General features: G+C 48.3%; 20 protein-coding genes. 14 read left to right on the top strand and 6 right to left on the bottom strand.

What is annotated here, in order from left to right; all coding sequences use genetic code 11:
- Positions 1–7 precede the first annotated feature (7 nt).
- The 4 genes from DHL47_RS13685 to DHL47_RS03440 all read left to right on the top strand — a co-directional run bounded on the left by DHL47_RS13685 (position 8) and on the right by DHL47_RS03440 (position 6,303).
- The gene (locus DHL47_RS13685) at positions 8–238 is read left to right on the top strand and encodes an anti sigma factor C-terminal domain-containing protein (RefSeq protein ID WP_338060080.1); all 231 of its coding nucleotides are present in this window, start codon (positions 8–10) and stop codon (positions 236–238) included.
- A 122-nt stretch (positions 239–360) separates the two neighbouring features.
- Positions 361–1,557: an elongation factor Tu gene (gene tuf, locus DHL47_RS03450; RefSeq protein WP_128835923.1), complete on the top strand. Its 1,197-nt coding sequence runs from the start codon at positions 361–363 to the stop codon at positions 1,555–1,557.
- Between the two features lie 337 nt (positions 1,558–1,894).
- On the top strand, positions 1,895–2,653 hold the full coding sequence (tpiA, locus tag DHL47_RS03445) for a triose-phosphate isomerase (protein WP_209550911.1): 759 nt from the start codon (positions 1,895–1,897) through the stop codon (positions 2,651–2,653).
- A 62-nt stretch (positions 2,654–2,715) separates the two neighbouring features.
- Positions 2,716–6,303: a GBS Bsp-like repeat-containing protein gene (locus tag DHL47_RS03440; protein WP_209550910.1), complete on the top strand. Its 3,588-nt coding sequence runs from the start codon at positions 2,716–2,718 to the stop codon at positions 6,301–6,303.
- A gap of 373 nt (positions 6,304–6,676) precedes the next feature.
- Here the strand turns inward: DHL47_RS03440 and DHL47_RS03435 are convergent, their stop codons facing one another.
- Genes DHL47_RS03435 through DHL47_RS03420 form a run of 4 tightly spaced genes read right to left on the bottom strand, consistent with a single transcriptional unit; the run spans position 6,677 to position 11,253 of the window.
- The gene (locus tag DHL47_RS03435; RefSeq protein WP_209550909.1) at positions 6,677–7,912 is read right to left on the bottom strand and encodes an aminoacyltransferase; all 1,236 of its coding nucleotides are present in this window, start codon (positions 7,910–7,912) and stop codon (positions 6,677–6,679) included.
- Between the two features lie 14 nt (positions 7,913–7,926).
- Positions 7,927–9,141, bottom strand: a complete 1,215-nt coding sequence (locus tag DHL47_RS03430) for an aminoacyltransferase (protein ID WP_209550908.1) — start codon at positions 9,139–9,141, stop codon at positions 7,927–7,929.
- The gene (gene yidA, locus DHL47_RS03425; RefSeq protein WP_128835929.1) at positions 9,141–9,950 is read right to left on the bottom strand and encodes a sugar-phosphatase; all 810 of its coding nucleotides are present in this window, start codon (positions 9,948–9,950) and stop codon (positions 9,141–9,143) included. The genes DHL47_RS03430 and yidA overlap by 1 nt, the downstream gene beginning before the upstream one ends.
- The gene (locus tag DHL47_RS03420) at positions 9,940–11,253 is read right to left on the bottom strand and encodes an HD domain-containing protein (protein ID WP_209550907.1); all 1,314 of its coding nucleotides are present in this window, start codon (positions 11,251–11,253) and stop codon (positions 9,940–9,942) included. The genes yidA and DHL47_RS03420 overlap by 11 nt, the downstream gene beginning before the upstream one ends.
- A gap of 141 nt (positions 11,254–11,394) precedes the next feature.
- On the opposite strand from DHL47_RS03420, the gene DHL47_RS03415 reads away from it, so the two are divergent.
- The 3 genes from DHL47_RS03415 to DHL47_RS03405 all read left to right on the top strand — a co-directional run bounded on the left by DHL47_RS03415 (position 11,395) and on the right by DHL47_RS03405 (position 16,088).
- Positions 11,395–11,781 (top strand): YwiB family protein, encoded by a 387-nt coding sequence (locus tag DHL47_RS03415; RefSeq protein WP_209550906.1) that lies wholly within the window; start codon positions 11,395–11,397, stop codon positions 11,779–11,781.
- A 731-nt stretch (positions 11,782–12,512) separates the two neighbouring features.
- Complete coding sequence (locus DHL47_RS03410; RefSeq protein WP_209550905.1) at positions 12,513–15,209, top strand: cation-translocating P-type ATPase; 2,697 nt, start codon at positions 12,513–12,515, stop codon at positions 15,207–15,209.
- 87 nt (positions 15,210–15,296) lie between these two features.
- On the top strand, positions 15,297–16,088 hold the full coding sequence (locus tag DHL47_RS03405; RefSeq protein ID WP_209550904.1) for a DUF2785 domain-containing protein: 792 nt from the start codon (positions 15,297–15,299) through the stop codon (positions 16,086–16,088).
- Here the strand turns inward: DHL47_RS03405 and DHL47_RS03400 are convergent.
- Complete coding sequence (locus tag DHL47_RS03400; RefSeq protein WP_209550903.1) at positions 16,082–16,942, bottom strand: metallophosphoesterase; 861 nt, start codon at positions 16,940–16,942, stop codon at positions 16,082–16,084. The two genes, DHL47_RS03405 and DHL47_RS03400, sit on opposite strands and share 7 nt — an antisense overlap.
- Before the next feature lie 137 nt (positions 16,943–17,079).
- On the opposite strand from DHL47_RS03400, the gene DHL47_RS03395 reads away from it, so the two are divergent.
- From DHL47_RS03395 to ftsX, 4 genes are all read left to right on the top strand, one after another.
- Positions 17,080–17,880: a Cof-type HAD-IIB family hydrolase gene (locus tag DHL47_RS03395; protein WP_209550902.1), complete on the top strand. Its 801-nt coding sequence runs from the start codon at positions 17,080–17,082 to the stop codon at positions 17,878–17,880.
- 206 nt (positions 17,881–18,086) lie between these two features.
- Positions 18,087–19,182 (top strand): peptide chain release factor 2 gene (prfB, locus tag DHL47_RS03390; RefSeq protein WP_209550901.1). Its coding sequence is split into 2 segments (ribosomal slippage): positions 18,087–18,158 and positions 18,160–19,182, totalling 1,095 coding nucleotides; the frame shifts between segments, so codons are not numbered across the junction.
- Positions 19,183–19,227: 45 nt separating this feature from the next.
- Positions 19,228–19,920, top strand: a complete 693-nt coding sequence (gene ftsE / locus DHL47_RS03385; protein WP_128835946.1) for a cell division ATP-binding protein FtsE — start codon at positions 19,228–19,230, stop codon at positions 19,918–19,920.
- The gene (gene ftsX, locus DHL47_RS03380) at positions 19,913–20,839 is read left to right on the top strand and encodes a permease-like cell division protein FtsX (protein ID WP_209550900.1); all 927 of its coding nucleotides are present in this window, start codon (positions 19,913–19,915) and stop codon (positions 20,837–20,839) included. The genes ftsE and ftsX overlap by 8 nt, the downstream gene beginning before the upstream one ends.
- Before the next feature lie 368 nt (positions 20,840–21,207).
- Here ftsX and DHL47_RS03375 read toward each other — a convergent pair whose 3' ends face one another.
- On the bottom strand, positions 21,208–21,849 hold the full coding sequence (locus DHL47_RS03375; protein ID WP_128835948.1) for an MBL fold metallo-hydrolase: 642 nt from the start codon (positions 21,847–21,849) through the stop codon (positions 21,208–21,210).
- 132 nt (positions 21,850–21,981) lie between these two features.
- On the opposite strand from DHL47_RS03375, the gene DHL47_RS03370 reads away from it, so the two are divergent.
- The 3 genes from DHL47_RS03370 (at position 21,982) to DHL47_RS03360 (ending at position 26,775) form a co-directional block, all read left to right on the top strand.
- Positions 21,982–24,441 carry a bifunctional DnaQ family exonuclease/ATP-dependent helicase gene (locus DHL47_RS03370; RefSeq protein WP_209550899.1) on the top strand — a complete coding sequence of 820 codons (2,460 nt, stop codon included), beginning with the start codon at positions 21,982–21,984 and terminating at the stop codon, positions 24,439–24,441.
- 111 nt (positions 24,442–24,552) lie between these two features.
- Positions 24,553–25,527 (top strand): YeiH family protein, encoded by a 975-nt coding sequence (locus DHL47_RS03365; RefSeq protein WP_209550898.1) that lies wholly within the window; start codon positions 24,553–24,555, stop codon positions 25,525–25,527.
- Positions 25,528–25,539: 12 nt separating this feature from the next.
- The gene (locus DHL47_RS03360; protein WP_128835953.1) at positions 25,540–26,775 is read left to right on the top strand and encodes an FtsW/RodA/SpoVE family cell cycle protein; all 1,236 of its coding nucleotides are present in this window, start codon (positions 25,540–25,542) and stop codon (positions 26,773–26,775) included.
- Positions 26,776–26,784 lie beyond the last annotated feature (9 nt).

The raw sequence follows: 26,784 nt of genomic DNA, 5'->3' as shown, positions 1-26,784 counted from the left end.
TTTTGTTATACAGTCTCTTAGCGTTAAAACATCTCAGGGAGAGGTCTACAATACGGACAAAGAGTTAGCTTATCTTAATCAGACTTATCAAACAGCAGAGGAGTGCAAATTTTCCGGCATTATCCTGACCGGCAAGGCCGAGAATTTCGCCCAGTTAGAGGGGAAAGACTGGATTTATGCCTCCAGTATCGGAGCCTCTGCACCCAATCAACCTTATTATCAATTAGACAGGGAATAATTCACAAAAAAATGCTAAAAGGCTTGCTTTTTCATTAAAATTTGATAAAATAGTAAGGAAAGTTAGACTGTATTGCCTACTGTCTATCTATAAAATATATTTTATTGGAGGCTTTTACTCAAATGGCAAAAGAAAAATACGATCGTAGTAAACCGCACGTTAACATTGGTACTATCGGACACGTTGACCACGGTAAAACTACCCTGACTGCAGCAATCACAACTGTATTGGCTCGTCGTCTTCCAAGTTCAGTGAACCAACCAAAAGACTACGCTTCAATCGATGCTGCTCCAGAAGAACGCGAACGCGGAATCACCATCAACACTGCGCACGTTGAGTATGAAACTGCTAAGCGTCACTACGCTCACATCGACGCTCCAGGACACGCGGACTACGTTAAAAACATGATCACCGGTGCCGCTCAGATGGACGGAGCTATCCTTGTAGTAGCGTCAACTGACGGACCAATGCCGCAAACTCGTGAACACATCCTGCTTTCTCGTCAGGTTGGTGTTAAGCACTTGATCGTCTTCATGAACAAAGTTGACTTGGTTGACGATGAAGAATTGCTTGAATTGGTTGAAATGGAAATCCGTGACCTCTTGTCAGAATACGACTTCCCAGGTGACGATCTTCCAGTTATCCAAGGTTCAGCTCTGAAAGCTCTTGAAGGCGACTCTAAATACGAAGACATCATCATGGAATTGATGGATACTGTTGATGAGTACATTCCAGAACCAGAACGCGATACTGACAAACCGCTCCTCCTTCCTGTCGAAGACGTATTCTCTATCACTGGTCGTGGTACGGTTGCTTCAGGACGTATCGACCGCGGTATTGTTAAAGTCAACGACGAAATCGAAATCGTTGGTATCAAGGAAGAAATCCAAAAAGCAGTTGTTACTGGTGTGGAAATGTTCCGTAAACAGCTTGACGAAGGTCTTGCAGGGGACAACGTAGGTGTGCTTCTCCGTGGTATCCAACGTGATGAAATCGAACGTGGACAAGTTATTGCGAAACCAGGTTCAATCAACCCACACACTAAATTCAAGGGCGAAGTTTACATCCTTACTAAAGAAGAAGGCGGACGTCACACTCCATTCTTCAACAACTACCGTCCACAGTTCTACTTCCGTACAACTGACGTTACAGGTTCAATCGAACTGCCTGCAGGTACTGAAATGGTAATGCCTGGTGATAACGTTACAATTGAAGTTGAATTGATCCACCCAATCGCCGTTGAACAAGGTACTACTTTCTCTATCCGTGAAGGTGGACGTACCGTTGGTTCAGGTATGGTTACAGAAATCGAAGCTTAATTCGGTTCCGTTCCCAGATGAACAATTATAATCAGACACTAAGCTCCGCTTCGGCGGGGCTTTTTTGCGGCTGAGCGTCACTGCAGCGGACTGCTGGAGCCAGCCGAGCCGAAGGGTTTCTGCTCTTGATGTTAGAAGAAGATGAACCTAAAATTGAATGAGCAGACCTTCGTGCCCCAACAGCCCAGACCCGGCAGTAATCACTGCTTATCAACAGGAACAGGGTGTGTGAAAATAAAGATGTTTCAATTTGATGAAATTCTGTGGATAACCTTTATTAATTGGCGGAACTGTGGTACAATACTAGCTATAAATAAAAATAGAAGAGGTATGTGAAATGTCACGTAAACCATTTATTGCCGGTAACTGGAAAATGAATAAAAATCCGCAAGAGGCTCAAGCTTTTGTGGAAGCTTTAGTAGGTAAATTGCCATCTTCAGACCTTGTTGAAGCAGCAATTGCTGCTCCTGCAGTTGATTTGAATGCTTTGCTTTGGTTTGCAAAAGATTCAGAATTGAAAGTTGCAGCTCAAAACTGCTATTTTGAGAATGCGGGTGCCTTTACTGGTGAAACTTCTCCAAAAGTATTGTCAGAAATGGGTGTTAACTACGTTGTTATTGGTCACTCAGAACGCCGTGACTACTTCCATGAAACAGATCAAGACATCAACAAAAAAGCAAAAGCAATCTTTGCAAATGGTATGCTTCCAATTATTTGTTGTGGTGAATCACTTGAGACTTATGAAGCGGGTAAAGCTGCTGAATTTGTAGGTGCTCAGGTATCAGCAGCGCTTGCGGGATTGACAGCTGAACAAGTTGCTTCAACTGTTATTGCATACGAGCCAATCTGGGCAATCGGTACTGGCAAATCTGCGACTCAGGACGATGCACAAAAGATGTGTAAAGCGGTTCGTGATGTCGTGGCTGCTGACTTCGGTCAGGAAGTTGCAGATAAAGTTCGTGTGCAGTACGGCGGTTCTGTAAAACCTGAAAACGTTGCAGAGTATATGGCTTGCCCAGATGTGGACGGAGCGCTTGTCGGCGGTGCATCCCTTGAAGCAGAAAGCTTCTTGGCCTTGCTTGATTTTGTAAAATAACATTTTATCAAAAGACTTGTCTTCTCAAAGGTGACAAGTTTTTTAAAAATTGGAGAGAAAAGGTGAAATCGAAAGAATTAGTTTATTTAGCGAGTACGGCCATCTTATTGGCCGCAACAGCAAATGTGGCTCAGGCTGAGGAAAAGACAGTTGCTGATTCCGGGATACTCGTAACGGAGCAGCCAGCCGGTCTGCAGGGCCAAGCAGCAGGCGAAGAAGCAGCGGTGTCTGCTGCCGATGAAAGGGCCGATCAGACAGGTATAGCAGACAGTCAGCCCGCTGTGCAAACACAGCCGACTGTGACAGCGTCGGAGACAGCAGCGGCTGGTCAGACTCAGGCAGGCTCAGCAGCTCAACCCTCTGCCTCTGCTGCAACGGAAGTGCCAGCTCAGCCGGAAGAGCCAGCTGCAGGCCAGAAAGAGCAGGCAGCCACTCAGGAAAGCATGGCTGCAAATCCAGCGGCAGCAGCCAGCCAAGAAAAAGAAGCTGCAAAAGCTCCCGCAGCCAATGTGGAAACACAGCCGTCTGCTGCAAGTGCAAGTTCAGCGGGCCAGTCCGGATTTTACAATGCAGCAGCTAATGCCCAGACCGCTCGCAGCAATCCGCAGGCGGAAATCAAGGGTTCTTCCTTTGTGGATGTCAGCAGCCACAATGGCCAGATCAGCGTTGAGGATTATCGCAAACTGGCCCAGCAAGGCGTGGGAGGCGTCGTGGTGAAGCTGACTGAAGGCACAACCTATACCAATCCCTTTGCTGAATCGCAGGTGAAAAACGCCCAAGGTGCCGGTCTGCAGGTGTCTACCTATGCTTTTTCACACTATACCAGTGATGAAGAAGCAAGAGCAGAAGCGCGTTATTATGTATCGGTTGCCAATCGGCTCGGCTTATCGAAAAGCACAGTCATGGTCAATGATATGGAAGATCCTAAGATGCAAAATGGGATTAACCAGCATACGCAGGCTTGGGCAGATGAAATGCGCAGGCTTGGCTATGCCAATCTCATGTATTACACCAGCGCCAGCTGGCTGGATCAGAATAATCTCCGCAGCAAGGGACCGGTCAATACTGCTCAGTTTGGTTATAGCAATTTCTGGGTGGCTCAGTATCCGTCTGCCAATCTAAAACTGGACAGCGCCAAGTCTCTCAAATACAACAGCGGAGCAGGGGCATGGCAGTTTACTTCTCAGGCCCAGCTGCTGGCTGGCAAGCATGTCTTTGATCACAGCATTGACTATACCGGGCGGTTTACCAAGCAATCGGCTCTTGCCAATCAGCCTTTGAAAGGCGACATCGGCATTCAAAACAACAATACTGCCAATGGAAGCTTTGATGTAGTCATTTCAAATGTTTCTGCTCCTTATGGAGTATCTGCTGTTAAGGTGCCGGTCTGGTCTGAGGTAGACGGCCAAGATGATATCATCTGGTATGAGGCTGGCAGACAGGCTAATGGGACGTATAAGATAACCGTTGAATCAAGCAGACACAAGAACTCGACGGGTCAGTACAATGTCCATCTTTACTATGTCCGCAATGACGGTCAGCTGGTCGGTGTGAGCGGCACGAAGACAACCGTTTCTGTCAAAAAGCCTGAAGGCACGCTTAGTATCCAAAATAAAAACAACAGTACGGGCGAATTTGATATTGTGGTCTCAGGGATTGTGGCTCCTCAAGGTCTGGAGCGCGTTTACCTGCCGACCTGGTCAGCTGCGGGCGGTCAGGATGATATTCAGTGGTACACCGCTGAGCGTCAGGCTGACGGTACTTACAGGCAGCATGTCTCAGCCAGCAATCACAAGGATTCTTTGGGTGAGTACAATATCCATCTCTATTATGTCAACAGTGCCAATCAGCTGCAGGGCGTAGCGTCTGTGAAGACGACAGTTGCTAAAAACCAGTCAAAAACAGCTCAGGGCAAAATCAGCATTCAAAATAAGAATCAGGACAGCGGCGAATTTGATATCGTTGTTTCCGAAATTCATGCCCCTCAGGGTCTGGCGCGGGTCTATCTGCCGACTTGGTCTACGGTCAATGATCAGGACGACATCCAGTGGTACACTGCTGAACGCCAGGCCGATGGGACTTACAAGAAGCATGTCAAGGCCAGCGACCATAAAAATTCTGTTGGTGACTACAATGTCCATCTTTACTATGTGACAGCTGAGAATAAGCTGCAGGCTGTTGCAGCTGAAAAGACCAAGGTTGTAATCAATAAACCCCAAGGCAAAATCAGCATCCAAAACAACAATAGGAACTCCGGGGAGTTTGACATTGTGGTTTCAGACATCGTCGCACCAGAGGGGCTGAAGACGGTTTATCTGCCGACTTGGTCAACTGCAGGCGGTCAGGATGATGTCAAATGGTATGAAGCGCAGCGCCAAGCTGATGGTACTTATAAACAGCATGTTAAGGCCGGCGATCACAAGGATTCTCTGGGTGAGTACAACATCCACCTCTATTATCTCAGCAATGCAGGAAAGCTGCAGGGAGTTGCTATGGAGAAGACAACGGTCTCCAAGGCAGCTGCTCCAAGAGCTGTTCAAGGCAAAATCAGCATTCAGAATCAGAATCAGGACAATGGCGATTTTGAGATCCTTGTTTCAGGAATTTCGGCTCCAAACGGCGTGAAGACGGTCTATCTTCCGACTTGGTCAGAAGCGGGCGGTCAGGATGATGTGCAGTGGTATGTAGCTGAGCGTCAGGCCGATGGGACTTACAAGAAGCATGTCTCAGCCAGCAACCATGATAATGGACAGGGTGACTATAATATCCATTTGTATTATGCTGATAATGACGGTAAACTGCACGGTGTAGCTTCTGCCAAAACAAAAGTGACCATCAGTAAGCCGCAGGGCAAGATCAGTATTCAGAATAAGAATAATGATACCGGTGAATTTGACATTGTTGTTTCAGGCATTGTGGCGCCGGAAGGTCTGAAGACAGTTTACCTGCCGACCTGGTCAACGGCTAACGGTCAGGATGATGTGCAGTGGTACACTGCTGAACGTCAGGGTGATGGCAGCTACCGCAAGCATGTCCATGCTAATCAGCACAAGAATGTTGCTGGTGAGTACAATATTCATTTGTACTACCTGAATAATCAGGGGCAGTTACAGGGAGTTGGTATGCAAACGACTGCTATCTCTGTCAACCGTCCGCAGCCGGTTTCCAGTCAGCGCGACCGTGTCCTTGCAGCAGCAGCGGCTCTGGTCGGAGTGCGCGGCGGCAGTGCTGAGCACCAGCGCTTGGTCAATGATTACAACAGTGTCCGTCCGCTGCCTGTCGGCTATGCTGTTAAGAATACCGATGACTGGTGCGATGTTTTCACGACGGTTGTTTTCCAAAGGGAAGGCCTCAGCGATTTAATCGGCCGTGAGTGCGGAGTGGAACGCCATATTCAGATCTTTAAAAATCTGGGCATCTGGAATGAGGATGGCAACACAACTCCTAAAGCCGGTGATATTATTACCTTTAACTGGGACCAAAACAGCCAGCAGAATAACGGCTGGGCCGACCATATCGGTATTGTGGAGAAGGTCGAAAACGGCATTATCCATACCATTGAGGGCAACAGCAACAATCAGGTTAAACGCAATACCTACCGGATTGGCCATGGCAATATCCGCGGCTTCGCAACTCCGCGTTACAAATAAAGAAAACAACCAAGTGTTTGCTTGGTTGTTGAGACTGAAGACAAAGTTATCCAAAGTCTTTCCTTAAGTGAGTGCGGACGGTAGCGACTTCCTTCGGAATTCCATACCTAAGATTTGAGCCTAAAGTCTCAAATCTTCCGAGCGCCTGAAACTAAAGAGTTTCAGGCGCTTTTCTCACAGCGGAAAGACTTGGTTGATCTTTGTTTTAATTATAGCAATGAGCTTTTTCTTAATTCTTTGTAAGAATTAAGAAAATTTTTACAAAGAAAATGGAATTTGTCTACGTTCTGAACAACCAAGTGTTTGCTTGGTTGTTTTCTTTACAGTCTTTTTTATGTTGCGAAAACTCAGAGCAGTGCTTCGAGCGGTAGTGTTAACGCCCTAAGAGCTTTTTCAGCAGGCTGAGCACTTTAAATTTCAGAGGGTTTGGGTAGTAGCGGAAGGTGCCCATTTTGCGGACAATGTAACCGTTGAAGTTTTGTTTGAAGCGCAGCACCCCATCTGAGCCGTCAAAGATTCCCATGATTCCCAGAAAATTATAGAAGGGAATGCCTTTTTTGATGCTTTCGGTCATGACATATTCCTGCAGCAGGGCCGGAGCGTAGAACTTGTTGAACTCCGGATAGGAGCCGCTGAAAAGATAGGTAGCTTCCTGAGGGCTATAGATAAAGAGGCTGGCAGCCAAAATCTGGTCTTGATTGCCGTACTTGGCAATCAAATCCTGTGCTTCAGTCTTGCGGGTTTCAAAAGTGGCAAACTGACTGGAAATCTCCCGCAGCTGGTTTTTCTTTTTCTCGGACTGGGGATTTTTTTCCAAGTCTGCTTCCAGTTTTTGGATTCTTTGCCCCAGTTTTTGTTGGTCGTTTTCCAGATGGCTGAGGTAATCCTGAAAATTCAGGCTGGCTATCATAAAATCAGCCTGATTGCCAAAAGCATCATAGAAATCTTCATAGTAGTCCAGCGGTTTGTCATCGTATTCGCGGCGGTCAGAGGTAGCAGCGGTTATGTCTTTAAAGAGGTTGAGCTCCTCCCGTTTTAGTTTTCTCAGTTTGATGCCGAAAGTATTGGCTTTTTTGACTGTAGCCCTGCCGTTTTTACTGAAGGATTTGATCAGGTCTTTCTCGGTCAGTCCTGCCAGGTCCTTGACATAATGCCAGTCGGGCTCGCCGCCGGGATAGCCGGTCTGCAGGCCGTCAAAGGCAAAGCCCAAGTCTGTCAGCTGCTTGATCAGTTCCGGCCTTTCGGCAGAAGCTGCCTGACCGCTGCTGTCAAAACTTTGGTAGCTTTCATAGGGCTTGACAATCAATTCCAGAGCCCCATTTTCTTTGGCATAGGTCTGCAGGGCTTGGTAGAAGGCCGTGAGGTATTCCGGCTTGGTTGAGAGCGGGCCGCAGTTGATCTCCATATGGAGGCCGCCGGTCATGGGGATGCTGTACAGGACAGCAGAGACAGCGATTTGCCCCTCGTGATCAGCATAGCCGATGTACTGGCAGTGAAAGCCTCGCTTGTGCAGCAGTTCCGCCATTTCAGCGGTCTGCATAAAAGAGCGCTGGGAGCAGGCTGCAGCATGCTCTGTAAATTCTTTCTGGCTGAGAATTTTGAAAGTCATCTTGTTCCTTTCTCTTAGTGCCTGCTGCGCAGTTTTTTTCTGACAGTGTAGGCAAGGTTGGACAGGTGGTAGAGAGGATGGGTCGGCAGGTTGAATTCACCGGCAAATTCCTCAATGGTCGGGTTGAATTTGGACTTGAAATGGTAAAGACCGCCGTCAAGGCTGTTTTCGATACCGCCCATATTCTGCCAGTCGGCGCCGCGCTCAAAGGCATGCTTAGCTGTTTCATACCAAGTGATGATGGCTGGCTGGTAACGGCGGTATTCCTCGTCCATACCGGCGTAGATATTTTCGGATGTGGCTCCATATTCTAAGGTCAGGGTTCCGGACAGAGGAACTGTTTTAGCCCCTTGACTGATTTTTCCTTGGAGGAAGTCTATTTCTTCCTGCAGGCGTTTTTGCTCCTGCTGGTTGTTGTCTCTTTTGCCGGGCTTGGTTTTTTCTGTAAATTTCGCTGCTTCTTGCTGAGCTTTGGCCAGCTGGTCCTCTAGGTCCTGCAGCCGCTGTTCCAGATTGAGGCTGGAAAGGGTGACATAGGAATGCTGAGGATAGGTATCCAGCAGTTTCTGGTAATAATCCCTGCCACGCAGAGAGATCTTTTTCCGCTGTTCCGTCTTTTTCATCAGGCCGGCAAAGTCATCCAGCAGTTCAGCACCGCCAAACTGTACTTTAATACCTTTATTGCGGGCTGTACGGATAGCCTGCCGGGTGCTTTTGGACAGGAGCTCCTCGCTGAAATCTTCCCGGTGAATGTTGGCCTGAAAGCGAGGCTGAATCGTCTCATCCAGCGATTCAGTCCGGCCGACCCAAAGGGCTCCGGCCTGCTGCAGTTCGGCAATCAAGGCCAGGGTCTCTTCCTTGTTCTGCCAATCCTGTCCAATCTTGCTTTCCGCTAGAAAGAGACTGGGGTCGAACTTGACAAAGAGGGCTTTTTTCTGCTTGGCAAACTGCTTGAGAGAGCTGAGTACAAAGGCTGTCAGCTCCTTATTGCCATAGTCCATAATGGGGCCGCGGGGGATATAGAGCATGGTGAAGCCCAGAGGCAGCGGCTTGATAAGAACGCTGGCAGCAGCGACCAACTGCTCATCCTTATAAAAACCCAGCCGTTCATTGGCCCAGTTGTCCTTGATCTGTGCCCAGGCCGAGCTTTGCAGCAGATTGGCCAGCGGACTGTCTGTGACAAAATCATCATGCTCTTGGGCAGAAATTCCAATTTTATAGCTGTACATTAATCTAATACCCACTCTCTAATGGCGTGTGCCACACCAGATTCTTCATTTGATTTGGTAATGTATTCGGCCATCTTTTTCAGCTCTGGCCGGCCGTTTTCCATTACAACCGGATGGCCGACGGCTTCCAGCATGGCCCGGTCGTTTTCTTCGTCTCCGATGGCCATGGTCTGATCTTTGGTCAGCCCCAGCTTTTCTGCCAGATGCAGTACTGCGGCGCCCTTATTGACGTTTTTTTTGACAATTTCCAAGTAAAAGGGAGCAGACTTGACCAAGGTATAGCTGTCATAAAGTTCCTGAGGCAGGCGGGCGATGGCCGCATCCAGAATCTCCGGCTCGTCAATATACATGACTTTGACAATTTCCTTGTCCGCCATCTCTTCTGGCGTCCGGTAAAAGACCGGCATATGGACCAGATTGGCTTCATAGACCGTATACCTGCCAATGTTGCGGTTAGCCGTGTAGATGCCGTCCTTGCTGATGGCATGCATGTGAACATTCAGTTTGCGGCTGAGAAATTCCAGCTCCAGATAGTCTTCATAACTCAGCGTTTCCTTTATCAGCTCCTGTCCAGTAGCCGTATCCTGCACCAGACCGCCGTTGAAGGTGATGACATAGTTGTCCGGCTCCCTTAGGCGGAGCTCCTCCAGCAGCTTTTGCACACCGGCAATAGGGCGTCCGGTTGCGATGACAATCTTGACCCCGGCCGCCTTAGCGTCCTGAATGGCGCTGAAGACCTCCGGAGTAATTTCGCGTTTATTGTTTAAGAGGGTGCCGTCAATATCGACAGCCACTAATTTAACAGTCATTTGCTTCTCCATAGATAAAGTAGTCGTTTTGTATATAATTCATAAAGGCATGATTTTTTTCACTGAAGAGTCCGGCTTCCGCCAGCATTTCCTTAGGGAAATAGAAACGATTGTCACCCTGCCTGGTTCCGGCCAGAGAGTGGACCAGAGGAGATAGGCTGGACAGTTCTGCCAGACTGCCGTCTTTTTGCAGAATCTCAATCTGGGTCCGTGGTTTCTCAGCATCAGGCCGGTAGAAATCATAGGGTAAATCAAAATTCCGATGAATAGCTGTGTAATAATCAGGATCGAAACCAACCTGACTGATCAAATCCCGCATGATTCCCAGATGTTTTTCATTTTTCTGAGAAAAGATGACGGACTTAAAGACCTTGCGGTTGATGAAGCGCTGGGCCAAATCCGACAGAATGATGTCGGGGCTGGTCATCCAGACCTGAAAGTAGGTGTTCATGACCCCATCATCCAGAGCCAGATAGTCCTGCAGTGTCACCTGTTTCTCAAAAAAAGGGATTAGATTGGGCGAAGTCAGGGCAAAATAGTCTTTTTGCTCAGGATAGAGAAACTTAGCCCGCTTGAGCAGATTCTGCAGCAGGACCTCCATGGCCCGGCTGGCCGGATGAAAGTAGACCTGCATATACATCTGATAGCGGCTGACGACATAGTCCTCTACTGCGTGCATGCCGTTGCGTTTGAAGGCAATGCCCTTCTCCACTGGGACAATAACCCGCAGAATGCGCGTCAGGTCAAACTGACCGTAAGAGGCTCCGGTGTAGAATGAATCCCGCAGCAGATAGTCCATCCGGTCTACATCAATCTGACTGGAAATCAGCTGCACCACTTGTTTATTAGGATAAGTGTGATGGATCACGCTGGCTACTTTATCAGGAAAGTCAGGTGCCACCTGCACTAGGACCTGATGGATTTCAGTTTCAGGATTGGTAATCATCTGCCGGGTCAGCTCCTCGTGGTCGGTATCAAAGAGACGTTCGAAGGTGTGGGAATAAGCCCCGTGGCCCACGTCGTGCAGGAGCGCGGTCACCATAGTCAGCAGGTTTTCGTGGCTGTCCCAGCTATCCTGATATTTTTCACTGAAAATCTTGGTAATCCGCCGGGCAATCTCATAGGCTCCCAGACAGTGGGAGAAGCGGCTGTGCTCCCCGCCGTGGAAGGTATAGCCAGATGTTCCCAGCTGCTTGATGCGGCGCAGCCGCTGAAATTCTTTGGTGTTAATCAAATCATAAATGACCTGATGGTCTACATGGACATAATTATGCACAGGATCGCGAAATACTTTTTCAATCATAGGTCCATTATATCATAAATCCAGGATAGACAGAAAAGGAAAAAGAAAAGTGAAAGAGTCTGATAAAAATGAAAAGCCAGCTGAACAGAATGTCCCGATTTTTGGTACAATAGAAAGTAATCAATGTAAAGGAATAAGTAAATGCAAATCAGACTAAGGAATCAGATTCAAATAGACGACCAGACAGAAATCATTGACCAGATCTACGAGGCGGACTGGACCCAGAAAGGCGGCAGCCATTACCTGATTTACACAAATGAAGAAGGAGAAAAAGCAGTCCTGAAATTTCAGGAGGAGGAGCTGGTCATGACTCGTTTTTCCACCCCTAAATCCATCATGCGTTTTATCAAAGGCGGACAGGCTCCGGTCAGCATTCCTACTCCGCTTGGCCTGCAGCATTTCATCACCCAGACAGAGCACTATCAGCTGGACATGAAAGAGCAGACCATTCAGCTCCGCTATGAGCTGAAAACACCGGACAGCGTGCAGACTTTTGCCCGCTATCGACTGGAAATTTCTTGGAGTTAAATAGGAAAAACCTGCAGCCCTTTTGTCAGGTCAGCCAGTGTCTCCTTTTTCTTTCTGAGCAAAGTATGAGGGCTCTTTTCATGAATACTGGTTTGAATAGTTGTTTTTGGACAGGAACCATCAGGCCATTTCAAAGAGAATCTTAGCCGAAAATCTGGGAGTCTGTCCCACCGCCTGCGGGTGGGGCCATCATCATTTAGAGTTTGAAGATGCGGTGAGGGGGAGGGCTTTTATAGCTTCTTATGGGAAGCCCCATCCGCAGCCTCAAAACAGTAGTTTGAGCGGTTAGCTCCGCCGCTGACTGCATGGGAGCCATTATTTTCAATTCAAGCGTTTCTGCCGTTCTGGCTGCTCCTGCCTGGTCTGCTGATGATTTTCACTGCCTATCTGTTTATAGGGGAGGGCTTTATCAGCCGACATCTGGTGCTGGTGTTGAAAATTCCTGAATTTTTTTCAAAAATCAAGAGACTGGCTCTTGCGAAACAGGGGGAATTTTGATACAATATAAAACACTCAAGGGAGTAGCTAACGGTAACACCGTTACAAGGTCGTCAATACGAAAGAAATTTCCGGCCTTGTATGAAATAGCGAGACTTGTTAATCAACAGGTCTCTTTTTGTTTATCCAAAGAGAGACCAAGGTGTTTGTCCTAAGAAGGTGAGGAGTTGCTAGTCTGGTATTCCCTCTAGCTCTCGCTTTCTGACGGGCCTTACAGCGCAAAGGAGGAAAAATTGTCAAAAGAACAAAAGCGCCAAGCCTTTTATACTCAAAGTCCTGAAGAAGTTTTGCAGGCAATGGAAACTTCGGATCAGGGTCTGTCCAGCAGTCAAGCCCAGCAGCGTCTGGCTGACTATGGCCGCAATGAACTGGATGAGGGAGAAAATAAATCTCTCCTCATGAAATTCCTAGAGCAGTTTAAAGATTTGATGATTATCATCCTGCTGGTAGCAGCGGTCCTTTCCGTTGTTACCTCAGGCGGCGAAGATATTGCAGATGCGATTATCATTCTGGCCGTTGTGGTCATCAATGCCATTTTTGGTGTTTATCAGGAGGGCAAGGCTGAAGAAGCAATCGAAGCACTTAAGTCCATGTCCAGTCCGGCAGCGCGTGTGCTGCGGGACGGCCATGTGACGGAAGTGGACTCCAAAGAATTGGTGCCCGGCGATATTGTCAGACTGGAAGCCGGTGATGTCGTTCCGGCGGATATCCGCCTCTTGGAAGCCAACTCCCTCAAGATTGAAGAAGCGGCGCTGACAGGTGAATCCGTTCCGGTTGACAAGGATTTGACAGTGGAAGTTTCTGAAGATGCCGGCATCGGCGATCGGGTCAATATGGCCTTCCAAAATTCCAATGTGACCTATGGACGCGGAGTTGGGGTTGTGGTCAATACCGGTATGTATACCGAAGTGGGGCATATTGCCGGTATGCTGCAAAATGCCGACGAAACGGACACGCCGCTCAAGCAGAATCTCAATAGTCTCTCAAAAGTGCTGACCTATGTCATTCTGGTCATTGCAGCTGTAACCTTTGTCGTGGGTGTTTTTATCCAAGGAAAGGCGCCTCTGGAAGAGCTGATGACCTCTGTTGCTCTGGCAGTTGCCGCTATTCCGGAAGGACTGCCGGCGATTGTGACCATTGTGCTGGCTCTGGGAACTCAGGTTTTAGCCAAGCGCAATTCCATTGTCCGCAAGCTGCCGGCTGTTGAAACACTGGGCTCAACTGAGATTATCGCATCTGACAAGACCGGTACCCTGACCATGAACAAGATGACGGTTGAGAAGGTTTTTTATGACGGCGAACTCAGAGAAGCCGGTCAGGATATTGAGCTGGGACTAGAGCTGCCGCTGCTGCGTTCAGTTGTTCTGGCCAACGATACTAAGATTGACCAAGAAGGCAAGCTGATTGGGGATCCGACAGAAACGGCCTTTATCCAGTATGCCCTGGACAAGGGCTATGATGTCAAGGCTTTCCTTGAAAAATACCCACGTGTAGCTGAGCTGCCCTTTGATTCAGACCGCAAGCTCATGTCAACGGTTCACCCTCTGTCGAACGGCCAATACTTGGTAGCCGTCAAGGGTGCACCAGATCAGCTGCTGAAGCGCTGTGTCTCCCGCGATAAGGCCGGTGACATTGCGGCCATTGATGAAGCAACGGCACAGCTGATTAAAACCAACAACTCTGCTATGGCCCATGAAGCCTTGCGGGTGCTGGCCGGTGCCTATAAGATAATTGACGCTGTTCCGGCAGAGCTGACGACGGAAGATCTGGAAAATAACCTGATTTTTACCGGCTTAATTGGGATGATTGATCCTGAGCGGGCCGAAGCAGGAGAAGCGGTTCGCGTAGCCAAGGAAGCTGGTATTCGTCCGATTATGATTACTGGTGACCATCAAGATACAGCTGAAGCTATCGCTAAGCGTTTGGGTATCATCGAAGAAGGAGATACTGAAGACCATGTCCTGACTGGTGCAGAACTGAATGAACTGTCAGATGAAGAGTTTGAAAAAGTGGTCGGCCAATATTCTGTCTATGCGCGTGTATCACCTGAGCACAAGGTGCGGATTGTCAAGGCCTGGCAAAATCAAGGCAAGGTTGTGGCCATGACTGGAGACGGGGTCAATGATGCGCCGGCTCTGAAAACTGCTGACATCGGTATTGGCATGGGAATTACAGGCACAGAGGTATCTAAAGGTGCTTCTGACATGATTCTGGCGGATGATAACTTCGCGACCATTATCGTGGCTGTTGAGGAAGGACGCAAGGTCTTCTCCAATATTCAAAAGACAATTCAGTACCTGCTGTCTGCTAATACGGCTGAAGTGCTGACCATTTTCTTGGCTACGCTCTTTGGCTGGGACGTGCTGCAGCCGGTCCATCTGCTTTGGATCAATCTGGTAACCGATACCTTCCCTGCGATTGCTCTGGGTGTTGAGCCTGCAGAGCCTGGTGTGATGAACCACAAACCCCGCGGACGCAAGTCCAGCTTCTTCTCAGGCGGTGTCTTGAGCTCAATCATTTATCAAGGAGTTCTGCAGGGACTCTTGGTGCTGGCTGTCTATGGCTATGCTATTGCCAATCCGGTCCATGTCGGTGATTTGAAAGCAATCCACGCTGATGCCCTGACCATGGCTTTTGCGACTCTGGGGCTTATCCAGCTCTTTCACGCTTTCAATGTCAAGTCTGTTTACCAGTCTATCCTAACCGTCGGTCCTTTCAAGTCCAAGACCTTTAACTGGTCCATTCTGGTGTCCTTTGTCCTGCTGGCTGCAACGATTCTGATTAAGCCGCTGGAAGGTATCTTCCATGTGACCCAGCTTGACTGGTCGCAATGGCTGGCTGTTCTGATTGGCAGCTTTGCCATGATTGTTATTGTTGAAATTGTCAAGTTCATTCAGCGCAAACTGGGGATGGACAAGAATGCTATTTAACAGAAAAAGTCATCTACGGATGGCTTTTTTGCGTACAAGGCGGTATAATCAAATTCAAAGAAATCAACTCTAAAGGCCGGTGAAAGTATGTATCAAAACTTACGAAAGAAGTTGGAAGAAGCTTCTCCTTTATATTATGAGGAAGAAATCTTATGGTTACTGGATCATATTGGTCATCCAGAAGCGACAATCCGTGATGAGTTAGTCTTTTCGTCCTTAGCAAGGGGACTTCAGGCTGACCTGTTTTCAGCTGAACAGTTTCGTTTCTTGGCTCAAGAAGCAGTCAAAAGACAGGGACTTTTCTACAAGAACGATGAAAATGGTCAAGCTGCTTTAACGCGTTCTTTTACAGCTTTGCTTTATGCGAATCTCTTAAACTGTGATGGAAATCCAAACTCTTCGTATTATCAGGCTTTATCAGTGCAAGAAAGAAAAATCCTACTGGATAACGGGCTAGCCTACTTGCTAACAGAAAAAGATACAAGCGGTTACTCAGAGGAATACGGTTGGGTCCACGCCTTCGCTCATGGAGCAGATTTATTGACGGAAGCAGCCTGTCATCCAGACTTTCCTTCAGGTAAGATGCCAGAAGTATTACAGGTCATTCAGCAAGTTTTTAAAAGAGTTTCCATCCGCTTCGGAAATGACGAGGACTGGCGCTTAGCGCAGGTGCTCTATCAAGCGGTCTTAAAGGGAAAACTGTCACAGCATGAACTCAGCCTCTGGCTGCAGTCACTGAATTTTCCATTGGACAGCAAGCAAGACTTCATCGCATTTTCCAATTTTCGCTCCTGTTTATTAGAAGTCTATGTGCAGCTGGACAGCAAAAAGCAGCTCTCAGATGAGCTGAGAACTGCTATTCAACATTTCCATTACTGAACCTCAATCACCGTTAAAGCATCCCGCAGTTCGGCTGCCAGGTGCTTTTTCTTATAATCCTGAAATTCCGGCAGGTCTTTGACAGCATTGTAGCGCTTGTGCAGTCGGTAGTGCTGGGAGATACGGTATTGGGGGAAGTCCTCAAAAAATGTTCGGGTCAGCTCCCATTCACGGATATAGCCCAGCGGCCGCATGTGGTAGCGGATGCCGTCAATCTTCCGGCTCTGATGGCGGTGATGCAGGTGGCCAAAGACAGCCTCTTGAACGCCGTGCTTTTGAAAGACCTGATGAAAGGTCTGACTGCCTAAAAAAGCGTTGAAGCGCTGAAAATAGGGGTGGTCGTAGAGAAAATCCCTGTGGGGGACAAAATGCAGGGCGGCAATCAAAGGCCCTTGCAGACTGGTCAGGAGTGCATCCAGCCGCTGCACCAGCTGCTGGGTGATGGCCGAGTCGTCCAAGTCCCGCTGCAGTCTGCGGTCAAACCAGAAATTATTTTTAGTCCGCAGGTGCTCTTCCTTGCTTTTTTCAGGGACAAAGCTGTAGTCATACCAGCCGGAAAAGCTAATCAGCTTAGTCTGACCAAACTGCTGAACCTGAAAATCAGTGGCCGCAATCTCGCTTTCTGACAGCCCCAGCATGTCGTGGTTGCCCAGATTGAAAGAAACAGGCAGGACTTGCTCTAGTTCTCTTATAAAAGGCAGGCTGATGCCGTAAAAGTCATTGGACAGGTCGCCTGCGATATGCAGATGCTCCAGTCCCTGCTCCTGTAGAAGGTGCTGGAGTGTCTGCCGTTCAAAGGCGCCGAACTGATTGGAGTCCAAGTGCAGATCGCTCATAAATCCGATTTTTGTCATGACCTTAGTCTAGCATATTTTAGCCGACTTGGAAAACTTTTTTGCGGTCCGCTGCAGAGCCAGTCTTGAATTTTCCTGCTGCTTTTCTTAATTTTTTAAGACTTTTATTGTAAAATAGAGAGAAGGAGGGGAATGCCATGATAAAACTCATTGCTTTTGATATGGACGGTACTTTTTTGCGCTCGGACAATACTTATGATTTGAAACGTTTTGAGGCTGTTTATGAGCAGCTGAGAGCAAAGGAAATCAAAGTGACCGTCATTTCCGGCAACCAATATGCCCAGCTGGCTTCTTTTTTTCCACAGTATAAGGAGGAGCTCTTCATCGTTTCTGAGAACGGTGCCCTGATTTTTGAAGGCAGCCGTCTGCTTATGGAAAGAAAAATAGCGACGGAGCTTATTGCCAAGGTTCTGCGGGTTTTGAAAATGGAAGGCCTGGACCGGCAGACGACCCTCTGCGGCCTGCATTCGGCCTATTTGCTTGCATCGGCTCCCCAGAGCTATAAGGACGAAATCGGTATTTATTACCACGCTTTGACAGAAGTGCCGGATTTTGATCATCTGCCGGCTGATGATTTTGTCAAGCTGGCTCTGCTGGTTCCGCCTGAGCAGACTAGCCGTCTGCTGGAGCTGCTCAATCAGGCCGCTGGTCAGCAGATGACGGCGGTCTCCAGCGGCCACGGTTCTATTGATATGATTCAGTCAGGCGTTCACAAGGGAGCGGCTTTGGCTTATCTAAGCCAGTATCTGCAGATTGAGCCTGAGGAGATGATGGCCTTTGGAGACGGCGGCAATGATTTGGAAATGCTGGGCTATGTAGGTGAGAGCTATGCCATGGCCAATGGCTCTCCGGCTGTCAAAGCAAAGGCCAAGTACCAAGCACCCGGCAATGACCAGTCAGGCGTTCTCACAGTCATTGAAAAGAAAATCTTATCCTAATCGCTGCCGTTTTTCTCCAGCCTCTTGTCTGATTGCTGCTTGCGGATTGCTGTCTTTTGTTGGTCTATCTAACAATTCCGTGACAAGGGAGCAGTTTTCTTGCCTCTCAGCGGAAAATTGGTTACAATGAAACCCGCATTTATTTTGAGATTAGTCAAAAAAATGAATTTATGTTATAATTAAACGATATATGAAAAGAGGTATTTATGGACATTTCAGAAATTCGTCAGAAGATTGACGCAAATCGTGAAAAATTAGCTTCTTTCAGGGGGTCTCTTTGACTTAGAGGGACTGGAAGAAGAAATTGCTATCTTAGAAAATAAGATGACAGAGCCTGATTTTTGGGATGACAATATAGCTGCCCAAAAGACATCTCAGGAACTGAATGAACTCAAGCAGACCTACGAGAATTTTCATCAGATGACAGACCTGTTTGATGAATCAGAAATTCTGCTTGATTTTTTAGCGGAAGATGATACGCTGCAGGAAGAATTAGAAGAAAAGCTGGCTGAACTGTCTGCAATGATGACCAGCTATGAAATGACCCTGCTTTTGTCTGAGCCTTATGATAATAACAATGCTATCCTTGAAATCCACCCAGGATCGGGCGGTACGGAAGCACAGGACTGGGGCGATATGCTGCTGCGCATGTACACGCGCTTCGGCAATGCCAAGGGCTTCAAAGTGGAAGTCTTGGACTATCAGGCGGGCGATGAAGCCGGTATCAAGTCGGTGACCTTATCATTTGAAGGGCCGCATGCCTATGGTCTCCTCAAGTCTGAGATGGGCGTCCACCGGCTGGTGCGGATCTCCCCCTTTGACTCAGCCAAGCGCCGGCATACGTCTTTTACCTCAGTAGAAGTCATGCCAGAGCTGGATGATACGATTGAAGTAGAGATTCGCGAGGATGACATAAAAATGGACACGTTCCGCTCAGGCGGAGCCGGCGGGCAGAATGTCAATAAGGTTTCGACCGGTGTGCGGCTGACACATATCCCTACGGGAATTGTCGTGCAGTCGACAGTAGACCGGACCCAGTACGGCAACCGCGACCGGGCCATGAAAATGCTGCAGGCCAAGCTCTATCAGCTGGAGCAGGAAAAAAAAGCAGCAGAAGTGGACTCGCTTAAAGGAGATAAGAAAGAAATTTCCTGGGGCAGCCAAATCCGCTCCTACGTCTTCACCCCTTATACCATGGTCAAGGACCATCGGACCGGCTATGAGGTTGCTCTGGTTGACAAGGTGATGGACGGGGATTTGGATGGCTTTATTGATGCCTATCTCAAATGGCGGCTGAACTAGGAAATTAAAAGGATTAGAATTCAGATTGAAAGGATTTTTCAATACATGTCAATAATTGAAATGAAAGATGTTGTCAAGAAGTACGACAACGGGACCACTGCCCTGCGCAGTGTGTCTATCAAGGTAGATTCGGGAGAGTTTGCCTACATTGTAGGACCTTCAGGCGCCGGCAAGTCAACCTTTATCCGCTTGCTTTACCGTGAAGTGAAGCTGGATAAGGGCAGTCTGAATGTGGCTGATTTTAATCTGGCCAAGATTAAAAAGAAGGACATTCCCATGCTGCGCCGTCAGGTCGGAGTCGTTTTCCAGGATTATAAGCTGCTGCCCAAAAAGACCGTTTATGAAAACATTGCCTATGCTATGGAAGTAATCGGCGAGCGCCGCCGCAATATTAAAAAGCGCGTCATGGAGGTTCTGGATCTGGTCGGTCTCAAACACAAGGTCCGCTCTTTCCCCAATGAACTTTCTGGGGGAGAGCAGCAGCGGATTGCCATTGCCCGGGCCATTGTCAACAATCCCAAAGTGCTGATTGCAGACGAGCCGACAGGGAACTTGGATCCCGATAATTCTTGGGAAATTATGAATTTGTTGGAACGCATCAATCTCCAAGGTACAACAGTTTTGATGGCGACCCATAACAGCCAGATTGTAAATACTCTGCGTCACCGCGTCATTGCCATCGAAAATGGCCGTGTGGTGCGTGATGAAGCGGAAGGAGAATACGGATACGATGATTAGTAGATTTTTTCGCCATTTGATTGAATCGCTTAAGAGCCTTAAGCGAAATGGCTGGATGACTGTAGCAGCTATCAGCTCGGTCATGATTACTCTGGGTTTGGTGGCTATCTTTGCCTCTGTTATCCTCAATACGGCCAAGCTGGCAAACGATATTTCCAACAATGTCCGCGTCATGGTATACATGCGCAAGGATACCGCTGATAATAGCGAAACCATTGTCAAAGAAGGACAGACGGTCCAAAATGAGGACTACCACAAGGTTTATGATGCTTTGTCTTCCATGAAAAATGTAGCCAAGGTGGAGTTTTCCAGCAAGGAAGAGCAGTATGAAAAACTGACCGAAACGATGGGAAGTGAGTGGAAGGTCTTTGAAGGCGACTCGAATCCGCTTTATGACGCTTATATTGTAGACACAACTTCCCCTAAACATGTGGAATCCGTCACAAACAAAGCCAAGAAAATAGACGGTGTTTCCGAGGTCCAAAACGGCGGTGCCAATACCAAACGTCTCTTTGAGCTGTCCAATTTTATCCAGACCTGGGGCTTGGTCGGTGCAGGATTGCTGATTTTTATTGCCATTCTCCTGATTTCCAATACCATCCGGATTACTATTATTTCCCGCAGCCGTGAAATCCAAATCATGCGACTGGTGGGGGCTAAGAACAGCTACATCCGCGGCCCCTTCCTTTTTGAAGGCGCCTGGATTGGTCTTTTGGGTGCAGCCGTTCCGGCAGCCTTGGTCTACTTTGTCTACACCATGGTTTTCCAATCGATGAACAAAGGTTTGGTTGCTCAGGGGCTTTCTATGATTGAGCCAGCCCTCTTCATTCCGATTATGATTGCTGCCCTCTTTGTTTTGGGAATCTTAATCGGCTCAATCGGTTCGGTCTTCTCTATGAGGCGTTTCCTGAAGATTTAAGAACCAACAGTTTAGCAGCTGTATGCACAGATAGCTGCAAAAAAGAGTTTGAGGTCCAGCCTCAAACTCTTTTTTTTGCAGTGTCTGTTAAATTTCTGTTTCACAGCCGGCCGTCAGCGATTTAGCCTTTAGTCTTGTTGGGAAACCGTCTGTTGAGTCAGTTCGCCTTCAGCTGGCAGATGATATAGTCTTTTAGTTTGCTTTTAGTACGAGGCAGCGAGCCGCAGACAGTACTGGCGTACGGCAAGGCGAGCTAACAAAGTAATAAAAGATAAACTAAATGACGATAAGTCGAAATGAGGGATAGTTGGTATGGATTTCCGAAGAATATCAGCCTGCGGTTGGCTTCCCAGTCTGGTCTTTGATTTTCATTGAGTTTGAAAAAAAGGATTGAAGTTTTTTTCGTGGGCGATAGTCGTTTCATTTCCATGACCGGGATAGACTCGATAATCTTTGGGAAGGATAAAGAGTTCCTGCCGGATGCTGTTTAAAAGCTGGTCGAGATTTCCGGTCGGCAGGTCCGTCCGTCCGATGCTGCCGCAGAAAAGTGCATCACCAGACAGGACGATGCGTTCTTCCGGGAAGACAAAGGAGACGCCGCCGATAGAATGGCCGGGTGTGGGAACAGCATAAAAGCGGAAGCCGTCTAAATGATAGTCTTGATGGTAGCTGAAATATTCCTCCGCCGGCCGGCAGATGATGTCGTCCAAGTCGGCATGTCGGTCCAGACCGGACAGATTGTCTGCAGGGCTGTAGAGCCAACTGGCTTCGCTTTGGGCTACATAGACCGGCGGCTGGGCAAAACTGTCTCTGACCTTGTCCAGACTCATGATATGGTCATAGTGGGTATGGGTCAAAAGAACAGCCGTCAGAGGCTTGCCGATTTCTTCTAATGTTCTTTGGATTTTTTTCCATTCGCTGCCGGGATCAATGACCAGAACATGGTCTTGATTTTCCAGAATATAGGTATTTTCAAAGGCAACGATATTGATGATTCGGTGAATTTTCATTGGCTTTCCTCGCAAAATTCTTCTTGTTACTGAGTGTAACAGAAAAATGCAGATTTTGCACAGAATTAATTCAGCCGCAGCAGGGAATTTTCAGATGTCTAAGAGACGCTTTTATGATATAATCATAGCAGTATGACAGACAAACAGTATAAGTATGCCGTCGTGGATTTGGAGGCCACGGGGGCCAATAGCAGTGGGAAAATTATTCAGATTGGCATTGTCATTATCGAAAACGGCGCGGTGACGCAGATCTATGAGACCGATGTCAATCCTCATCAGAAGCTGGATGAGCATATCAAAGAGCTGACAGGGCTTGATGACAGACGGCTTCGAAAGGCACCGGAATTTTCGCAGGTAGCGCGTGAAGTCTATGATCTGATTCACGATGCCATTTTTGTAGCGCACAATGTCAAGTTTGATGCCAATTTTCTGGCGGAGGCGCTTTTCTGGGAAGGATTTGAACTGCTGACTCCCCGCGTGGATACCGTTGAGCTGGCTCAGGTTTTCTATCCCAGCCTGGACAAATATTCTTTGGGACAGCTCTGCCGGACGCTGGCCATTCCCTTGGAAAATGCCCATACGGCCCTTGCAGATGCCCAGGCGACTGCCCAGCTTTTTTTGAAAATACAGGAGAAAATCAGAGGCCTGCCCAAGGCGTTGGTCGAAAAAATTCTGGATTTCGGAGACAGTTTGATTTATGAATCGCGCCTAGCCATTGAGGAAGTCTACCAGAGCCTGCCGAATGGGCGGGTCAAGGGCCTGCAGGACTGTCAGGGAATTTTTCTGAAAAAGCCTGCAAGCAGGGGCTCTGAAAAGAAATTATCGCAGGATTTTCTGACCAATCTCTATCTGCTGGGACTGGAAGAACGGCCGGAGCAGCTCCGCTTTGCCCATTTTATGGAGGAAGCTCTGGACCAGCAGGAACCATCTTTTCTGCAGGCTCAGACCGGTCTGGGCAAGACTTTTGGCTATCTGCTGCCAATCCTGGCTCGGAGAAAGGAGAGGGTGCTGGTAACAGTGCCGACCAAGGTGCTGCAGGACCAGCTCCTGCAAAAGGAAGGCCGGATTCTGCAGGAAGTGTTTGGGCTGACCTTCCACAGTCTCAAGAGTCCGGACAATTATCTGAAGCTGGACCGCTTTTACGACAGTCTGGCTGTCCAGGACGATAACCGTCTGACGAATCGCTGCAAGATGCAGCTTCTGGTCTGGCTGACCGAGACCGAGACCGGAGACCTGAATGAAATCGGTCAGGCCCATCGCTTTTCGGCTTATTTCAGTGAGATTCGCCATGACGGAAAATTAAGCAGAAAATCACTTTTTTATCAGGAGGACTTTTGGCGGCAGGGGCAGGTCAAAGCAGCTGTCAGCCGGGTGGTGATTACCAATCATGCCTATCTTTTGACCCGCCTGGAAGACGACCAGTCACTGCTGGACAATCGGATCTTAGTGGTAGATGAGGCCCAGAAGCTGTTTTTTGCCTTAGAGAGCTTTTCTCAGGCCAGCCTGAATCTGACCAAGCTCCTGCAGCAGATCAGCCAGCTGCTGCAGACCAAGCAGCGTCTGGTGCAGGAAAGGCTGCTGCAGAGCATCCAGTTTGAACTGGCCCATGCAGCGGAGCGGCAGAGAAAACGGGACTCTGAGCTGCAGACGGAAGTTGTTGAGAAACTGCGGCAGGATGTGTCCGAACTGGATGAGCACTTGCTGCCAGAGCTTCAGGCCATGTTCAGCCCCAAATACCAGTATTACTGGCTGACAGACGAAGCGGGAGCGGATTACAGGCTGAAAAAGCTGCATGCTGGGCGTTCGGACCTCCTGCGCTTTACAGAGTTTCTGCCGGAGACTGCCAAGGTCATTCTGGTCTCCTCCACGCTGGAAATCAGCTCCAAGGTCAACCTGGCCCAGCTGCTGGGCTTTGAAACCTATCATTTCTATAAGCTTAAAAACAGAAAAAGGCCCTTGCAGAAGCTCTTTTTAAATACAGATTTTCCGAATGTGACCGACCTGTCCAGCCAGGATTTTGCCCAGCAGCTTGCAGTTGCTCTGCAGGAGCTGGCAGCACTGGGCCGGCCTATCGTAGCGCTGTTCACTTCCAGAGACCTTCTGCTTGCGACCTCTGAGCAGCTGTCCCTTCCTCATCTGGCCCAATACAAAAACGGCGATGCCAGCAATATCAAACGGCGTTTTGACAGAGCAGAAGCCAATATCTTGCTGGGTTCGGGCAGCTTTTGGGAAGGAGCGGATTTTGCCGAGCAGGAGCAGATTGTCCAGGTGATTACGCGGCTTCCTTTTGACAATCCCAAGGACTTTTTTGTGCAGAAAATCAACAGCTATCTGAAAGCTGACGGCAAAAATTCCTTCTATGACTATCAGCTGCCGCTGGCTATTCTGCGTCTCAAGCAGGCTATCGGCAGGACGCGCCGCAATGAGCGCCAGAAATCAGCAGTCATTCTACTGGACAACCGCATCCTGACCAAGCGTTACGGCAAGCAGATTCAGCATCATCTGAGCCAGCTGGCTTCTTTTGAGAGCCTGTCTCAGCCGGAAATATTACAGAAAGCAGCGGATTTTTTTGACGAGGAACAGTCGGACTGATTTGGAAAGTTTCCAGCCAGTCAGGCTGTTTTTTTAAAAATTCTGCAGATTGACTCAGTTACTCTTTTCAAAATCTGTTATAATGGTAAGAATAGGAAAGAAGGTTTATTCGTGAAAAAATATCTGCCCGGTCTGCTCCTGTCCTTTGGGCTGGCGGCTCTTTCTATTTTCTTGGGCGGCCAGCTGCCCCTGATTGGCTCCAGCGTTTTTGCTATTGTATTGGGAATGGTCTGCAGCAATACTGTCGAAATTCCAGCTGCCTTTCAGGCAGGTCTGGGCTATTCCGGCAAAAAACTTCTGCAGTATGCCATCATCTTTTTGGGCTTCTCCCTGTCAATCGGTCAGGTTTCGGAAACAGGATTTACTTCGCTCAGAGTCAGCATCTTAACCATTCTCATTGCTTTTTGTGCAGCAGGTCTGGCTGGCAGATTTTTTGGAATGAAGCAGGTGCTGACCCTGCTGATTGCTTTTGGAACAGCAATCTGCGGCGGCTCTGCTATTGCAGCGGCTTCTCCGATTTTAGAAGCAGAAGAAGAGGACATCGCCCTGTCTATGTCAACGATTTTCTTCTTCAATATTTTGGCAGTTTTTATCTTTCCTTTTTTAGGACACCTGCTGCAAATGCCGGATGCTTTCTTTGGGACCTGGGCAGGGACGGCCATTAACGATACTTCATCCGTTGTAGCTGCCGGCTATACTTACAGCCAGCCGGCCGGTGATTTGGCAACGATTGTCAAACTCAGCCGGGCGCTGATGATTGTGCCGGCCTGCCTGATTTTTGCCGGCTGCCGCTATGCTCGCTCAAAGCAGGCTGCTAAAAAGGTAGAGCTGAAAAAGATTTTTCCATGGTTTATTTTGTGGTTTGTGCTGGCTTCGCTCGTCAGCAGCTGGGGTATCCTGCCCGCAGCCCTGCTTCCCTACAGCAAACTGCTGTCCCAGTGGCTCATGGCCATGGCTCTGGCAGCCATCGGATCCAAAGTTTCCTTCAAACAGTTTAGGGAGGCTGGCGCAGCCCCTTTGCTGACGGGAGCCTTTGCCTGGTTTTGTGTCGCTCTTTCCAGCTTACTGATTCAGTATTTTTTCTAACAAGGAGGGAATATGTCTTACCAAAGGCGGACTTTTGAGTCCCGAATTGACTATAGCCTGATTCTGCCGGTGCTGATTCTGCTGGCTATCGGCGTATTAGCCATTTATATTGCTGTCAGCCACGACTATCCTGACAATGTCTGGAATATTGTCGGTCAGCAGATTGCCTGGATTGCAGTCGGTTTTCTGATTAGCTTCATCGTCATGTTTTTCAATACCAAATTTCTCTGGCAGATGACGCCTTATCTTTATGTTTTAGGATTGGGCCTGATGGTGCTGCCGCTGATTTTTTACAATGATTCGCTGGTTGCTTCGACAGGAGCCAAAAACTGGATTGCAGTCGGCGGTGTCACACTCTTTCAGCCGTCGGAATTTATGAAAATTTCCTACATCCTCATGCTGTCCCGGCTGTTGGTGCAGTTTCTGCAGAAGCACAAGAAGGAAGTGCGCACGCTGAAACTGGATTTTCTGCTGATTTTTGAACTGGGTCTCTTGACCCTGCCGGTGCTGCTGCTGCTGGCGCTGCAGAGCGATTTGGGAACGGCTCTGGTGTTTGTCGCTATCTACTGCGGCATCATCCTCCTGTCAGGTGTTTCCTGGAAAATCATCCTGCCTGTCTTTTTGACAGGAGCAGTGCTGCTGTCTGCTTTTCTCTTTATTTTCATCTCGGACGGCGGGCGGGCCTTTCTCCACAATACTCTGGGCATGCCAACCTATCAAATCAACCGTATCCTAGCTTGGCTGCATCCTTTTGACTATGCCCAGACAACAACCTATCAGCAGGCTCAGGGACAGATTGCTATCGGCAGCGGCGGCTTGACAGGCCAAGGTTTCAATGTGTCCAATCTTCTGGTGCCGGTTCGTGAAAGCGACATGATCTTCACGGTCATAGCTGAGGACTTTGGCTTTCTGGGCTCAACGCTGGTCATCGTTCTCTATTTGCTCTTGATTTACCGGATGCTGAAAATTACCATTAAATCCAATAATCAGTTCTACACCTATATTTCAACGGGATTTATCATGATGCTGCTCTTTCATATTTTTGAAAATATCGGAGCGGTCACTGGTATTCTGCCGCTGACTGGGATTCCGCTTCCCTTTATTTCTCAGGGGGGGTCCTCCATCATCAGCAATCTCATTGGTGTTGGTCTCTTGCTGTCATTCTCTTATCAAAACACTCTCCATGATGAAAGGAAAGAGAAGCTGCCGCTGGTCCGCAAGAAAGTGGTGCTGAAAAAATTAAAATAGCCAATGTTT

Source organism: Streptococcus panodentis (genome assembly GCF_017884005.1).
GTDB lineage: Bacteria > Bacillota > Bacilli > Lactobacillales > Streptococcaceae > Streptococcus > Streptococcus panodentis.
The sequence above is the reverse complement of the archived record's forward strand: the minus strand, read 5'-3'. Positions and strand labels throughout refer to the sequence as shown.

What these genes read in the sequence shown, in the direction of transcription:
- tuf (WP_128835923.1), top strand. Translation starts at nt 361, where the DNA reads ATGGCAAAAGAAAAATACGATCGTAGTAAACCGCACGTTAACATTGGT.
- tpiA (WP_209550911.1), top strand. Translation starts at nt 1,895, where the DNA reads ATGTCACGTAAACCATTTATTGCCGGTAACTGGAAAATGAATAAAAAT.
- DHL47_RS03435 (WP_209550909.1), bottom strand. Translation starts at nt 7,912, where the DNA reads ATGACTTTCAAAATTCTCAGCCAGAAAGAATTTACAGAGCATGCTGCA.
- DHL47_RS03430 (WP_209550908.1), bottom strand. Translation starts at nt 9,141, where the DNA reads ATGTACAGCTATAAAATTGGAATTTCTGCCCAAGAGCATGATGATTTT.
- yidA (WP_128835929.1), bottom strand. Translation starts at nt 9,950, where the DNA reads ATGACTGTTAAATTAGTGGCTGTCGATATTGACGGCACCCTCTTAAAC.
- DHL47_RS03420 (WP_209550907.1), bottom strand. Translation starts at nt 11,253, where the DNA reads ATGATTGAAAAAGTATTTCGCGATCCTGTGCATAATTATGTCCATGTA.
- DHL47_RS03415 (WP_209550906.1), top strand. Translation starts at nt 11,395, where the DNA reads ATGCAAATCAGACTAAGGAATCAGATTCAAATAGACGACCAGACAGAA.
- DHL47_RS03405 (WP_209550904.1), top strand. Translation starts at nt 15,297, where the DNA reads ATGTATCAAAACTTACGAAAGAAGTTGGAAGAAGCTTCTCCTTTATAT.
- DHL47_RS03400 (WP_209550903.1), bottom strand. Translation starts at nt 16,942, where the DNA reads ATGACAAAAATCGGATTTATGAGCGATCTGCACTTGGACTCCAATCAG.
- DHL47_RS03395 (WP_209550902.1), top strand. Translation starts at nt 17,080, where the DNA reads ATGATAAAACTCATTGCTTTTGATATGGACGGTACTTTTTTGCGCTCG.
- ftsE (WP_128835946.1), top strand. Translation starts at nt 19,228, where the DNA reads ATGTCAATAATTGAAATGAAAGATGTTGTCAAGAAGTACGACAACGGG.
- ftsX (WP_209550900.1), top strand. Translation starts at nt 19,913, where the DNA reads ATGATTAGTAGATTTTTTCGCCATTTGATTGAATCGCTTAAGAGCCTT.
- DHL47_RS03375 (WP_128835948.1), bottom strand. Translation starts at nt 21,849, where the DNA reads ATGAAAATTCACCGAATCATCAATATCGTTGCCTTTGAAAATACCTAT.
- DHL47_RS03370 (WP_209550899.1), top strand. Translation starts at nt 21,982, where the DNA reads ATGACAGACAAACAGTATAAGTATGCCGTCGTGGATTTGGAGGCCACG.
- DHL47_RS03360 (WP_128835953.1), top strand. Translation starts at nt 25,540, where the DNA reads ATGTCTTACCAAAGGCGGACTTTTGAGTCCCGAATTGACTATAGCCTG.